General features: G+C 71.0%; 11 protein-coding genes. 4 read left to right on the forward strand and 7 right to left on the reverse strand.

The annotated features are described in order from the left end of the window. Positions 1-8: 8 nt before the first annotated feature. On the reverse strand, positions 9-1,076 hold the full coding sequence (locus tag AAW13_RS17590) for an RNA ligase (ATP) (RefSeq protein WP_071659581.1): 1,068 nt from the start codon (positions 1,074-1,076) through the stop codon (positions 9-11). A 140-nt stretch (positions 1,077-1,216) separates the two neighbouring features. Beyond that, the gene (locus AAW13_RS17595) at positions 1,217-1,819 is read right to left on the reverse strand and encodes a hypothetical protein (protein WP_046732827.1); all 603 of its coding nucleotides are present in this window, start codon (positions 1,817-1,819) and stop codon (positions 1,217-1,219) included. A gap of 269 nt (positions 1,820-2,088) precedes the next feature. Here AAW13_RS17595 and AAW13_RS17600 point away from each other — a divergent pair, with 269 nt between their 5' ends. Beyond that, entirely contained in the window at positions 2,089-4,872 is a 2,784-nt protein-coding gene (locus AAW13_RS17600; protein WP_046732826.1) for a penicillin acylase family protein, read from the forward strand. Between the two features lie 28 nt (positions 4,873-4,900). Here the strand turns inward: AAW13_RS17600 and AAW13_RS17605 are convergent, their stop codons facing one another. Both AAW13_RS17605 and AAW13_RS17610 read right to left on the reverse strand, forming a co-directional pair. Further along, the gene (locus AAW13_RS17605; protein ID WP_046732825.1) at positions 4,901-6,220 is read right to left on the reverse strand and encodes a hypothetical protein; all 1,320 of its coding nucleotides are present in this window, start codon (positions 6,218-6,220) and stop codon (positions 4,901-4,903) included. A gap of 79 nt (positions 6,221-6,299) precedes the next feature. Continuing rightward, positions 6,300-7,535 (reverse strand): exo-beta-N-acetylmuramidase NamZ family protein, encoded by a 1,236-nt coding sequence (locus AAW13_RS17610; RefSeq protein ID WP_046732824.1) that lies wholly within the window; start codon positions 7,533-7,535, stop codon positions 6,300-6,302. A gap of 163 nt (positions 7,536-7,698) precedes the next feature. Between AAW13_RS17610 and AAW13_RS17615 the strand changes: the two genes are divergently transcribed. Genes AAW13_RS17615 through AAW13_RS17625 form a run of 3 tightly spaced genes read left to right on the forward strand, consistent with a single transcriptional unit; the run spans position 7,699 to position 10,759 of the window. Beyond that, positions 7,699-8,463, forward strand: a complete 765-nt coding sequence (locus tag AAW13_RS17615; protein WP_046732823.1) for an SDR family oxidoreductase — start codon at positions 7,699-7,701, stop codon at positions 8,461-8,463. After that, positions 8,460-10,136, forward strand: coding sequence for a class I adenylate-forming enzyme family protein (locus tag AAW13_RS17620; protein WP_046732832.1), 1,677 nt, complete (start codon positions 8,460-8,462; stop codon positions 10,134-10,136). Before AAW13_RS17615 ends, AAW13_RS17620 begins: the two co-directional genes overlap by 4 nt. 29 nt (positions 10,137-10,165) lie before the next feature. Then, entirely contained in the window at positions 10,166-10,759 is a 594-nt protein-coding gene (locus AAW13_RS17625; RefSeq protein ID WP_046732822.1) for a TetR/AcrR family transcriptional regulator, read from the forward strand. 71 nt (positions 10,760-10,830) lie between these two features. Here AAW13_RS17625 and AAW13_RS17630 read toward each other — a convergent pair whose 3' ends face one another. The 3 genes from AAW13_RS17630 to AAW13_RS17640 form a co-directional block, all read right to left on the reverse strand. Next, on the reverse strand, positions 10,831-12,045 hold the full coding sequence (locus AAW13_RS17630) for an acyl-CoA dehydrogenase family protein (RefSeq protein ID WP_046732821.1): 1,215 nt from the start codon (positions 12,043-12,045) through the stop codon (positions 10,831-10,833). A 6-nt stretch (positions 12,046-12,051) separates the two neighbouring features. Next, positions 12,052-13,074, reverse strand: a complete 1,023-nt coding sequence (locus tag AAW13_RS17635; protein WP_046732820.1) for a phosphotransferase family protein — start codon at positions 13,072-13,074, stop codon at positions 12,052-12,054. A gap of 165 nt (positions 13,075-13,239) precedes the next feature. Beyond that, a complete protein-coding gene (locus tag AAW13_RS17640; protein WP_046732819.1) occupies positions 13,240-13,536 on the reverse strand; it encodes a hypothetical protein in 297 nt (98 codons plus the stop codon). Positions 13,537-13,654: the final 118 nt, after the last annotated feature.

A 13,654-nucleotide genomic window follows, 5' to 3' on the forward strand; every position in this document is an offset into this window, starting at 1 on the left:
TGCGCCCGCTACTCGAACTCGGTCCCGCCCTTGCGCGTCAGGTACGCGCCGCTCACCGCCTTGGCTATGGCGCGGCCCCCGGTCACCGGGCTGTACCGCTCCACCGTCGGCCGGATCACCACGCCCTCCCGCAGGTGCAGACCCCGCCCGGACACGGTCTCGCGGCCGGTGGCGACCTCCAGCACCCGCTCGATGTCGTACGGCCCCTCGAACAGCCGGGGCACCAGTGGCAGTTCCCCCTCCAGGAACTCCGCCGCGTCCAGCCACCGCACCGCCCCGTCGATCTCCGCGGAGACGTCGAACGCGGCGTACCCGAGCGACTCCCGCCGGCCGTCGGCGCCGTACGCCAGGTCCTGGACACCCGCGCCGTACACCTCGCCGAAGATCCCGATACGGCGGGCGCCCAGCCGGGCGGCGAGGCGCGCGGCCGTCCCGGCGACGTCGTGGGCCCGCACGGCCCGCCAGTACAGGTTGCGCGGGTCCTCCTTGAGCGCCAGCGACCTGGCGCCGAAGCCCTTGGAGGAGACGTGCACCCGGTCCTCGTCGGCGAGGTAGGTGAGCAGGCACGCCGAGCCGTGGATCTTCTCGGTGAGGACCACCGGTTCGCCGGACTCGAAGATGCCGGGATAGCGCTGGATGTTCTCGATGTCGACCCACGGCATCAGTCCGGGCGCGGACTCGACCTCGCCGTCCATGGTCGGCGGAACGGGCGGCACCCACTTGACGATGCCCAGTGTCCCGGCGAAGTCGGTGCCCTCGGCCGCCGCGCGCGCCAGGTCCACGCCCGCCAGCGCCTTCGGCCGGCAGACGATCCCCTGGGACAGCTCACCGCGCAGCCGGACCGCCCGCACCCGGTCGGAGCCGCTGCCGGCCAACCGCCCGGTCAGCCCCAGCTCCTCGATCAGCCCGGCCGGGAGCACGGACTGCTCGGGGATGTACACGGCGGCCTCGCCGGTACGGTAGGCGCCCTTGGCGACGACCGCGCGGTACAGGCCCACCTGGGCCAGCTCCAGCGCGTCGGCGTTGGGGTGTTCGTGCACGGTCAAAACCTCGGCGGTGACGCGCAGCGTCGACATCGGTGCTCCTGCGGTTCCTCAGACGGGTGTCATCGCCCCCAACTGTCCGTACCGGAAAGGGGTGGAACCAGCGGTTTCACGACTGCTACCGTCTCCCGCGCAGTTGGGGGGTGCGGCATCCCCGACGCACCCCCACGTGGTCAGGCCGACATGAGCAGCCGCCCGCGCCTGGCGTAGGCCAGGGCTTCGGCGGTGAGTACCGGACGCGGCACCAGGATCCCGCAGTCCGCGCAGACCGGACCGGCGGAGGGCTCGTGGTCCAGGTCGTACTTCCAGATGAGGCGCTCCCCTTCGCACACCGGGCAGCCCGTACCCGGTTCGCGCTCCAGGGCGGCGATCAGCCGTCGCAGCACCTCGGCCAGTGGTTCGTCGGGGTGGACCCGTGGGTCGTCGCACCAGGCCACTCCGAATCCGCCCCAGGTCAGCCGGTGCCAGTCGTCCACGCTGCCCGGGCGGCGCAGCCCGTCGTGCTTCTCCTTCTTGCGGCGCGAGGCGAAGTCGACCTCGTAGGCGAGCCAGACCGCCCGCGCCTCCTCCAACTCCTCCAGCGCGCCCACGAGACGCACCGGATCGGGGGACCTGTCCTCAGGACCGAACCCGGCCCGCGCACACAGATGGTCCCAGGTCGCGCGGTGCCCGTAAGGAGCGAACCGCTCCAGGCACTTGCGCAGCGAGTAACGCCGCAGCGCCAGATCACACCGCGGGTCTCGCACCTGTCTCGCCAGACTCCGGAAACCGGCCATCGCCCTGCACCTCCGTCACACCTGCACCTGTACTTCGGTCACTTCGGCGTCGCCGCACGGACTTCGCGCGGCGTTGCTGTATAGACGTATCGACACTCGAATCGGCTCCATCCGATTTCCGATGCCGCCCATAAGGCCGCCCGCCTTGACCGGCGGCCGGTGTCGCCGGCCGGTCCGGCGACCATCCCAAAACTTGACGCATGTTCATCTTCAATCTCGGGGATACCGGCGGTAACGTCCGGCACCACCCCTCGTCCAGAGGAGATGTCATGCAACGACGCACCAGACATCACGCGTTGTTCGACAAGTTGAGAACTCCCCGCAGGCTCCCCGGGTTCCTGAAAGCCGCATCCGTATGCGCGCTGATAGCCGGGCTGCTCTCCCCGCTCGCCCAGACCCCCGCCGCGGCGGCGGCCTCCAACGACTACTGCGGCGGCCAGTGCTCGGACATCCTGCCGCCCGGCGAGAACGGCAACGCCACCCTCGCCCAGATCCTGCTCAACCAGGCCTTCGGCACCCAGCCCAGCCACGCCGAGGACCAGCTGGGCCCCTACGCCAACCTGGCCACCGGCTATTCCACCCTCACCGACGCGAAGATCAACACGTTCTTCAACGACGCGTCGTTCGGGGTCGCCTCGAGTCAAGTCGCCTCCACGGAGAGCCCGGCCGGCCGCAGCGACGTGACCATCGTCCGCGACAAGGCGACCGGGGTGCCTCATATCACCGGTACCACCAGATACGGCACCGAGTTCGGCGCCGGGTATGCCGCCGCTGAGGACCGGCTGTGGCTCATGGACGTGTTCCGGCACGTCGGGCGCGGCCAGCTCACCACCTTCGCCGGCGGCGTAGCCTCCAACCAGGGCCTGGAGCAGGAGTTCTACCGCAACGCGCCCTACACCGAGGCCGACCTCCAGGCCCAGATCGACAACGCCGTCGCCAACAACGGCACCCGCGGCCAGCAGGCCCTCGCGGACGCCGACGCCTACCTGGACGGCATCAACTCCTACATCGACGCCTCCGACAGCGGCCGCTACTTCCCCGGTGAGTACGTGCTGACCGGTCACAAGGACTCGATCACCAACGCCGGCACGATCGACCACTTCAAGATCACCGACCTGGTGGCGCTGGCCTCCGTGATCGGCACGCTGTTCGGCTCCGGCGGCGGTGGCGAGGTCAACAACGCCATCTCGCTGCTCGCCGCCCAGGAGCAGTACGGCGTGACGGAGGGCACCAAGGTCTGGGAGTCGTTCCGGGAACGCAACGACCCCGAGGCCGTGCTCACCGTCCACAACGGCGAGAGCTTCCCCTACGGCACCAAGCCCAGCAGCCCGCAGGGCGAGGCGCTGCCCGACGCCGGGTCGGTGACGACCGAGCCACTGGTGTACAACGCCACCGGCACCGGTGCCGACCAGAGCGCGAGCGCCGCCTCCGCCGCGGCGACCGCGACCGCGCTCAGCTCGGCCAAGCGCGGGATGTCGAACGCCCTGGTGGTCAGCGGCAAGTACACCGCGAGCGGGCACCCGATCGCCGTCTTCGGGCCGCAGACCGGCTACTTCGCCCCACAGCTGCTCATGCTCCAGGAGATCCAGGGCCCGGGCATCAGCGCCCGCGGCGCCTCCTTCGCCGGCCTGAGCATGTACGTCGAACTCGGCCGTGGCCAGGACTACTCGTGGTCCGCGACCACGTCCGGCCAGGACATCATCGACAGCTACGCCGTCGAACTCTGCCAGGACGACTACCACTACCTGTACCACGGCACCTGCACGGCCATGGACAAGGTCGAGCAGGCGAACTCCTGGAAGCCGACCACGGCCGACGGCACGGCCGCCGGCTCGTACACCATGCGGGTCTGGAAGACGAAGTACGGACCGGTCGAGTACCGGGCCACCGTCGGCGGGAAGAAGGTCGCCTACACCACCCTGCGCTCCTCCTACATGCACGAGGCCGACTCGATCATCGGCTTCCAGATGCTCAACGATCCCAGCTATGTGAACAGCCCCGGGACCTTCCAGAGCGCGGTGCAGCACATCAACTACACCTTCAACTGGTTCTACGCCGACTCCTCGCACACCGCGTACTACAACAGCGGCAACAACCCGGTGCGCCCGAGCGGGGTGGACCCCGAGTTCCCGGTCTGGGGCCAGGCCGCGTACGAGTGGCAGAACTGGGACCCGACCACCAACACGGCCGACTACACCCCGGCCTCCCAGCACCCCCAGTCCGTCGACCAGGACTACTACATCTCCTGGAACAACAAGCAGGCGCTCAACTACACGACCGCCAGCTGGGGCGACGGTTCGGTCCACCGGGGCAACCTCCTCGACGACCGGGTGAAGAAACTCGTGGCCGCCGGAGGCGTCACCCGCTCCTCGCTTGTCAAGGCCATGGCAGACGCGTCACTCACCGACCTGCGGGCCGAGGACGTGCTGCCGGACCTGCTGAAGGTGATCAACAGCAGTACGGTCACCGACTCCACCGCCGCCGCGGCCGTCACCAAACTCCAGACCTGGCTGACGGCGGGCGGCAAGCGCACCGAGACGTCGGCGGGCTCGAAGACCTACGCCAACTCCGACGCCATCCGGATCCTCGACGCCTGGTGGCCCCTGCTGGTGAAGGCCGAGTTCCAGCCCGGCCTCGGTGACGACCTGTACACCGCGCTCACCGCCAACCTGCCCATCGACGAGGCTCCCTGGGCCGCACACGGGCCCACCGGCTCGCACGCCGGCAGCTCCTACCAGTACGGCTGGTGGAGTTATGTCGACAAGGACGTCCGCTCCGTGCTCGGGCAGAGCGTGTCCGGACCGCTGGCCGAGCAGTACTGCGGTGGCGGCAGCCTCAGCTCCTGCCGCGACATCCTCATCAGCACCCTGAAGACGGCGGCCGGCACCAGTGCCTCCACCGTCTACCCCGGGGACTCGCTGTGCTCGGCGGGCGACCAGTGGTGCGCCGACTCGATCGTCCAGCGCACCCTGGGCGGCATCAAGCACTACAACATCAGCTGGCAGAACCGGCCGACCTTCCAGCAGGTGGTGGAGTACACGTCACACCGGTGACACGGCAGGACACGGGAACGGCGGCGGGTCACGCGACGCGCCCCGCCGCCAGCACCAACCGCGCCAGCTCGGGGTGCACGATGTCGCTGTGCGCCCCGGTCGGCGGCCCGCCCCGCCGCACCACCGCCGCCGCGTCGACGTTCACGCAACCCGGCGCGGCGAGCGGTCCGCGCAGCGCCGCCGCCAGGTCCAGTGACCGTGTACCCGGCACCGCCTGGACGCCGTCGTGGCCCATCGCGCCCCACCGGTCGCCCAGCATCCCCGCCAGGTCCGCGCCGAGCGCCGACTCGCAGTCGTCCGCCGTCCGGGAGGCCAGCGGATAGAACGTGCCGAGCGCCCCGTCGAAGTGGGAGTAACAGCACACCAGTGGCCCGTCGATGCGGTTCTGCTGGCCATGCAGCACCCCGCCCGCCCGCGGGTCGTGCGGCAGCCGGGCGGCGAACGCGTAGTGCGAGAAGGCCCCTTGCAGCAGCGTCACGGACTTCACCGTGCGCACCCCGTCGGGCAGCCCGCGCAGCGCGAACGACACCAGCCGACCGCCGAAGCTGTGCCCGACCAGATGCACCCGCACCTCCGGCGCCGCCTGCGCCAACTGCCCGACCACCCGGCCGAGGCCACGCTCCCCGACGGTCCCCGCCCGCCGTTTCATCGCCCAGTACGTCGCCTGCCGCAGCAGTTCCTTCGCCCCGTCCCACGGGTTCGGCAGGGCGAACCCGGCCGCGTCCGGGCCCTCCCGCGGGGACGTCAGCGCCTGCGCGAACTCCTCGCACAGCTCCGTGGCCGCCGTACCGAACAGCACCGGCTCGCTCTCCGGGACGCCCTCCGCGAGGGTGTCCGCCGCGAACAGGGGCTGCGGTCCGCCGGGGAGGACCTCGACCAGCAGCCGTACCAGGCGCCCGAACTCCTCCAGTTCGGCGGCCGGCCGCTGGTCCAGCATCCGGGAGAGCTGATCGACCACCGTGGCCCGCCCCGGGAAGGTCTCCAGCAGCGCGTGCCGGGTGTCCTTGTCGAGGACGGGCGCCGGGGACTCCTCGGCCTCCGTGGCCACCACCGACTTGGGGAAGTCGGGGATCGGCTCGTCGCAGAACCGCATCGACGGCCAGATCACTCCGACGTACCCGAGCGCCGCCCTCGGCGCGAGCTTCGGCATCGGGGCGAAGAACCGCCGGTACAGGGCGGTCGCGCCGGACCGGTCGTTGTTCCAGCCGTGCGCGAAGACGACCAGGTCGCGTACGCCGTGCCCCGTGACCTCGTCCAGCAGCCGGTCGCGTTCGGCGCCGTCCGGATCCCCGTCCGCGTCGAAGGTCAGCTCCCAGTAAGGAGCCACACTCATCCCAGGATCCGCCATACCAGGCTCCTCGTCCCCGAACCGGTGCGATGTGGGCGCATCGTCCCGCTCCGGGGCAACATTGGCCATACACCGCGCCTCACCTGTAGAGGAGAAATTCCTTTCGCGTCCGGCGGAACGCGGCGAGTTCGTCCTGCCAGGCGCCGGAGATCTCGTCCGGGCCGGCGCCCGCGTCGACCATCGTGCGGACGGTCGTGGATCCGGTGAGCGTGTCGATCCAGTGGTCCGGCCGCCAGGCGAACCCGCTCCACACCTTCTTCGCGGTGACGAGCAGGGCGACGCCGGTGCGCACGGGGTCGTAGGCGGCCCGGTCGTGGACGTGGATCTGCACCCCGCCGACCGTCCTGCCCTGGAACTTGGAGAACGTCGGAGCGAAGTACGCCTCCCTGAACCGCACGCCCGGCAGCGCGAGTCCGTCGGCCGCGGCGGCCCAGCGGGCGTCGACGCCCTCCGCGCCGAGGAGTTCGAAGGGGCGGGTGGTGCCGCGCCCCTCGGAGAGGTTCGTGCCCTCGAAGAGACAGGTCCCGGAGTACACCAGCGCGGTGTCCGGGGTGGGCATGTTGGGGCTCGGCGGGACCCACGGCAGGCCGTAGGCGTCGTAGAAGAGGTCGCGGTGCCAGCCGGACATCGCCACGACGTCCAGGGCGACCGGCCTGCCCAGGAAACGCGCGTTGAACAGCTTCGCGAGTTCGGCGACGGTCATGCCGTGCGCCTGCGCGATCGGCTGCCGGCCGACGAAACTGGCGAACTCCTTGTGCAGCACCGGGCCCTGGGCGGCGCGGCCGGTCACCGGGTTCGGGCGGTCCAGCACGACGAAGCGCTTGCCGGCCAGGCGCGCCGCCTCCATGCAGTCGTACAGCGTCCAGATGTACGTGTAGAAGCGGGCGCCGACGTCCTGGATGTCGAAGACGACCGTGTCGACGCCGGAGGCGGTGAAGACGTCGGCGAGGGGCTGACCGCTCTTGAGGTAGGTGTCGTAGACGGGGAGGCCGGTCGCCGGGTCGTCGTGGCGGCCCTCGGAGCCGCCGGCCTGGGCGGTGCCGCGGAAGCCGTGCTCGGGCCCGAAGACGGCCGTGAGTCGCACGCGGGGGTCGGCGTGCATGACGTCGACGATGTGGCGGACGTCCTGGGTGATGCCGGTGGGGTTGGTGACGATGCCGACCTTCTGGCCGCCGAGCAGAGAGTAGCCGTCGGCGGCGAGACGGTCGAAACCGGTGTGGAGGGTGCCGTGGGAGTCGGCTGTGGTGGCCGGCGTCGCCGTGAGTGAGGCGGTTGCCGTGGCGGCGGTGAGCAGAGCTCTTCTGGACAGGCGCATGGGGGTCGCCTCCGTGGTCGTCCGGGCGCGGGTCGGTGGGGGCTGGTCGCGCGGTTCCCCGCGCCCCTAGGTTGGACCGGTCACCCTTCCCTTTACACATACCGACTGGTTAGTCTGGCCGCTGCTGGGGCCGTGTCGTGTCGCGTCGTGTCGAAGGAGACCGATGGTGGGAGCCGTGCAGGATGCCGGAGTCGTGGTCACCGGGGCGGGAGGTGGCATCGGGGCCGCCCTCGCCCGGCGGTTCGCCGCCGAGGGGGCCCGGGTCGTCGTGAACGACCTGGACGGGGACAGGGCCGCCGCCGTCGCCGAGGAGATCGGCGGTATCGCTCTCGCGGGTGACGCGTCCGGCATCGTCGGGGCCGCCCGGGACGCGCTCGGCGGGACCGTCGACGTCTACTGCGCCAACGCCGGGCTCGGTTCCGGCGGGTCCGAGGCGGCCGACGCGGCCGTGTGGGCCTCGGCCTGGGACGTCAACGTCATGGCGCACGTACGGGCCGCCCAGGAACTGGTGCCCGACTGGCTGGAGCGGGGCAGCGGGCGGTTCGTGTCGACCGTCTCCGCCGCCGGGCTGCTCACCATGATCGGCGCGGCGCCCTACAGCGTGACCAAGCACGGCGCGTACGCCTTCGCCGAGTGGCTGTCGCTGACCTACCGGCACCGTGGCCTGAAGGTGCACGCCATCTGCCCGCAGGGCGTCCGTACCGACATGCTCGCCGCCACCGGCAGCGCGGGCGACATCGTGCTCCAGCCGACCGCCATCGAGCCGGAGGCCGTCGCGGACGCGCTGTTCAAGGGGATGGCGGAGGACCGGTTCCTGATCCTGCCGCATCCGGAGGTGGCCGGGTTCTACCAGGCCCGGGCGGCCGACCCGGACCGCTGGCTGACGAACATGAACCACATCCAGCAGAAGTGGGAGGCCACCCGGTGAACCGGCCGCACCCCGAGTCCCACTACGCCGCCCGGCCTTGGGTGGCGCTGCTCGACGAGGCCCAGCGCGGTCCGGTCGAACCGCCCGCCTCGCTGGTGCACGCCCTGCGGGCCGCCGCCGCCGAGGCGCCCGACCGGACCTGCCTCACCTACTTCGACGCCCGGCTCGGCTTCCGCGAGGTCGACGAGCTGACCGACGCCGTCGCCGCCCACCTGGCCGAACAGGGCCTGGAGCGCGGTGACCGGGTCGCCGTCGTCCTCCAGAACTCCCCGCACTTCGTGCTGGCGCTGCTCGGCGCCTGGAAGGCCGGGGCGACCGTGGTGCCGGTCAACCCGATGTACAAGTCGGGGGAGGTCTCCCACGTCCTGCGGGACGCCGAGGTGGCCGCGCTGATCTGCTCGCAGCGGGCCTGGGAGTCGTATCTGCGCGAGACGGCCGCCGGCTCGCCGGTACGGATCGTGCTCACGGCGAGCGAACTGGACTTCCAGACCCGCGACGACGCGCGCGTGCTGACCTTCGAACGGCTGCCGCAGGCCGCCGACGCCGAAGACCTGGTGGAGGTCGCCCGCAGGGGCGGCAAGGCCCCCGAAGGACGCGACCCGGTCCCCTCCGACATCGCGCTGATCAGCTACACCTCGGGGACGAGCGGCACCCCCAAGGGCGCCACCAACCTGCACGGCAACATCATGTACAACGCCGAGCGGCAGCGCACCGGGCTCGCCCTGCCCGACGGGCCGGTCTACTACGCCCTCGCGCCCCTGTTCCACATCACCGGCATGGTCTGCCAGCTCGCCGCCTGCGTCACCAGCGTGGGCACCCTCGTGCTGACGTACCGCTTCGAGCCCGGTGTGGTCCTGGAGGCGTTCGCCGAGCACCGCCCGCAGTACACGGTGGGGCCCTCCACCGCCTTCATGGCCCTGGCCGCCCACCCGGACGTCACCCCGGAGCACTTCGCCTCCTTCGCGAACATCTCCTCGGGCGGCGCGCCACTGCCGCCGGCCCTCGTCGAGAAGTTCCGGGCCGGGTTCGGACCGTACATCAGGAACGGGTACGGGCTGACCGAGTGCACCGCGCCCTGCGCCTCCGTGCCGCCGCAGCTGGAAGCGCCCGTCGACCCCGTCTCCGGGACCCTCGCGGTCGGGGTGCCCGGCCCGGACACGGTCGTCCGGATCATCGACGACGCCGGCGACGAGGTGCCCTTCGGCCAGCAGGGCGAGATCGCCGTGAGCGGGCCGCAGGTGGTGCCCGGGTACTGGCGGCGGCCCGAGGCCACCGCCGAGACCTTCCCGGACGGCGAGCTGCGCACCGGAGACATCGGGTTCATGGACCCGCAGGGCTGGCTGTACGTGGTCGACCGCAAGAAGGACATGATCAACGCGTCCGGCTTCAAGGTGTGGCCGCGCGAGGTCGAGGACGTGCTGTACACCCATCCGGCGGTACGCGAGGCGGCCGTCGTCGGGATCCCCGACGGCTACCGCGGGGAGACCGTCAAGGCCTACATCAGTCTTCGCCCGGGGGCTGCAACCGATCCGGACGATCTCGCCCTCTATTGCAAGGAGAGACTGGCGGCGTACAAATATCCGCGCCAGGTGGAGATCCTGCCCGACCTGCCGAAGTCGGCAAGTGGGAAGATCCTCCGACGGGAACTGCGTTCCCGACCGCAACAGGGTTAGTGGATCTACGAGAAAGGCAGGTGGCGGCAGTGCCCAGGACGACGGACGGAGACGGGGCTCCTGTTCCGCAGCGGCTTCTCGCCGCCGCCACCCGGCTCTTCGCGGAGCAGGGATACGACCGGACCTCCGTGCAGGAGATCGTGGAGGCCGCAGGCGTCACCAAGGGGGCGCTGTACCACTACTTCGGCTCCAAGGACGACCTGCTGCACGAGGTGTACGCGCGCGTGCTGCGCGTCCAGCAGGACCGGCTCGACGCCTTCGCGAACGCGGACGAGCCCATCGAGAAGCGGCTGCGGGGCGCGGCGGCGGACGTGGTCGTCACGACCATCGAGAACCTCGACGACGCGTCGATCTTCTTCCGGTCCATGCACCATCTGAGCCCGGAGAAGAACAAGCAGGTACGCGCCGAGCGCCGGCGCTACCACGAACGCTTCCGCGCGCTCGTCGAGGAGGGCCAGCGCGAGGGCGTCTTCTCCACCGCGACCCCCGCCGACCTGGTGGTGGACTACCACTTCGGCTCGGTCCACCACCTGTCGACCTGGTACCGCCCCGACGGGCCCATGACCCCCCAGGAGGTCGCCGACCACCTGGCCGACCTGCTGCTGCGGGCACTGCGCCCCTGAGGCCGAAGAACGGAGACGACCGGTGGCCCCGATCGAGGGACCGCCGGTCGTCTCCGTTCCCGGACCAGCGCCTACAGGTACTTCTTCAGCTCCCGGCGGGCCAGCGAGCGCTGGTGCACCTCGTCCGGGCCGTCGGCGATCATCAGCGTGCGTGCCGCCGCGTACAGCTCGGCCAGCGGGAAGTCCTGGCTGACCCCGCCCGCGCCGTGCAGCTGGATCGCCCGGTCGATGATGTCCACGACCGCGCGCGGCGTCGCGATCTTGATGGCCTGGATCTCGGTGTGGGCGCCCCGGTTGCCGACGGTGTCCATCAGCCAGGCCGTCTTCAGGACCAGCAGCCGCAGCTGCTCGACCGTCACCCGGGCGTCGGCGATCCAGTTGTGCACCACGCCCTGCTGGGCCAGCGCCTTGCCGAAGGCCTGGCGGGACACGGCCCGGCGGCACATCAGCTCGATGGCCCGCTCGGCCATGCCGATCAGCCGCATGCAGTGGTGGATCCGGCCGGGGCCGAGGCGGGCCTGGGCGATCGCGAAGCCGCCGCCCTCCTCGCCGACCAGGTTCGACACCGGCACGCGCGCGTGGTCGAAGACGACCTCGGCGTGGCCGCCGTGCGAGTGGTCCTCGTACCCGAAGACCCGCATCGCGCGCTTCACGGTGACACCCGGGGTGTCCCGCGGGACCAGCACCATGGACTGCTGACGCCGGATGTCCGGGCCGTCCGGATCGGTCTTGCCCATCACGATGAAGATCTTGCAGTCCGGGTTCATCGCCCCGGAGATGTACCACTTGCGGCCGGTGACGACGTAGTCGTCGCCGTCGCGTTCGATATGGGTGGTGATGTTGGTGGCGTCCGAGGAGGCCACCTCCGGCTCGGTCATGGCGAACGCCGAGCGGATCTCACCCGCCAGCAGCGGCTCCAGCCACTGCTTCTTCTGCGCCTCGTCGGCGAACTGCGCCAGCACCTCCATGTTGCCGGTGTCCGGGGCCGCGCAGTTCAGCGCGGTGGGCGCCAGGTGCGGGGAGCGGCCGGTGATCTCGGCGAGGGGCGCGTACTGGAGGTTGGTGAGGCCGGCGCCGTACTCGGCGTCGGGCAGGAAGAGGTTCCACAGGCCCTGCCTGCGGGCCTCGGCCTTCAACTCCTCGACCACGGCCGGGGTGTCCCACGGTGAGGCGAGCGCGGCCCGCTGCTCCTCCGCCACCGCCTCCGCCGGGTAGACGAACTCGTCCATGAAGGCGAGGAGTTGGGCGCGCAGTTCCTCGGTGCGCGCGTCGAACGCGAAGTCCATGGCCGGTCAGCCTTCCTGAAGAGTCGTCAGTCCGTGGTCGATGAAGACGGGGACGAGTTCGCCGATGCGGTCGAAGCCCTGCCCGAGCGTCTGGCCCAGCGTGTACCGGTAGTGGATGCCCTCCAGGATCACGGCGAGCTTGAACCAGGCGAACGCCGTGTACCAGGAGACGGCGGACACGTCCCGGCCGGAGCGGGCCGCGTAGCGCTCGACCAGCTCCTGCGGGGACGGGTGACCGGGCGCCTCCGCGGTGGTCGACACCGGCGAGTCGGGCGCGCCGAGCGGCTGGCTGTACATCACCAGCAGGCCGAGGTCGGTCAGCGGGTCGCCGAGTGTGGACATCTCCCAGTCGAGGATCGCCTTGATCGTGTCGTCGTCGCCGATCAGGACGTTGTCCAGGCGGTAGTCGCCGTGGATGACGGCGGGTGCGGGGGAGTCGGGCAGCCGGCGGCCCAGGGTGGCGTGCAGCTCGTCGATGCCGGCCAGCTCCCGGTTGCGGGAGGCGTCCAGCTGCTTGCCCCAGCGGCGCAGCTGGCGGTCCAGGAAGCCCTCGGGCCGGCCGAAGTCGGCGAGGCCCACCTCCGCCGGGTCCACGGCGTGCAGCTCCACCAGTGTGTCGACGAGGGAGAGCACGGCGGCGCGGGTGCGCTCCGGGCCGAGCGGGGCGAGCTGGCCGGAGGTGCGGTACGGGGTGCCCTCGACGAACTCCATCACGTAGAAAGGCGCGCCGAGGACCTCCTCGTCCTCGCACAGCAGCACGGGCCGCGGCACCGGTACCTCGGTCGGGTGCAGCGCGCTGATCACCCGGTGCTCGCGCTTCATGTCGTGCGCGGTGGCCAGGACATGGCCCAGCGGCGGCCGTCGTACCACCCACTTCGAGGTGGCGTCGGAGACCGCGTAGGTGAGGTTCGACCGCCCGCCCTCGATCAGCCTGCCGGTCAGCGGACCGCTCACCAGGCCGGGGCGCTCGCGGTCGAGCAGGCCGCGCAGCCGGTCGAGATCCAGTCCGGGCGGGTGGTCGGGGCTCATGCATCGCTCCTACGAACGAATGAACAGGTCCCGACTATGATGCCGACCGGTCGGTATGTCGTCCAGTGGATGAGTCGAACGTGACCGGGACCACCCTACGGCCCGGTGCCGGAAGGCGGCTCCCCGCGCGCGCAGAACGGGGAGCCGCCGATCGGGACGCGTCGCTCAGTGGTCGTCCCAGTGGCCGTCGTGCTCGGCGTGCCGGTGACCGTCGTGAAGGTAGTCGACGTGGTCGCCGTGCAGGACGCCGGTGTGCCCGCAGCCGTCGCCGTGCCGGTGGTCGTGGCCGTCATGGGTGACGTGCGCCTCGGGCTCGCACTCGTCCCAGTGGCCGCCGTGCTCGCGGTGCAGGTGCCCGTTGTGCGCGTAGTCGACGTGGTCGCCGTGCGGCACCTGGTCGTGCCCGCAGTCCGGTCCGTGACTGTGGCCGTGTGCGGTGTGTTCCTGGTGAAGGGTGGTCATGGTGCTCGCCTTCAGGGGTACGGGATCCGGGGAACGTGGCGTGACGCCGTCGCAAAGGCTGCCACGCGTACGCCGCATATCGGGGCATCCCGCTTGCGTGGCGTCCGAGTACCCCGGA

The organism is Streptomyces humi, from assembly GCF_001005085.2.
Classification (GTDB): domain Bacteria; phylum Actinomycetota; class Actinomycetes; order Streptomycetales; family Streptomycetaceae; genus Streptomyces; species Streptomyces humi.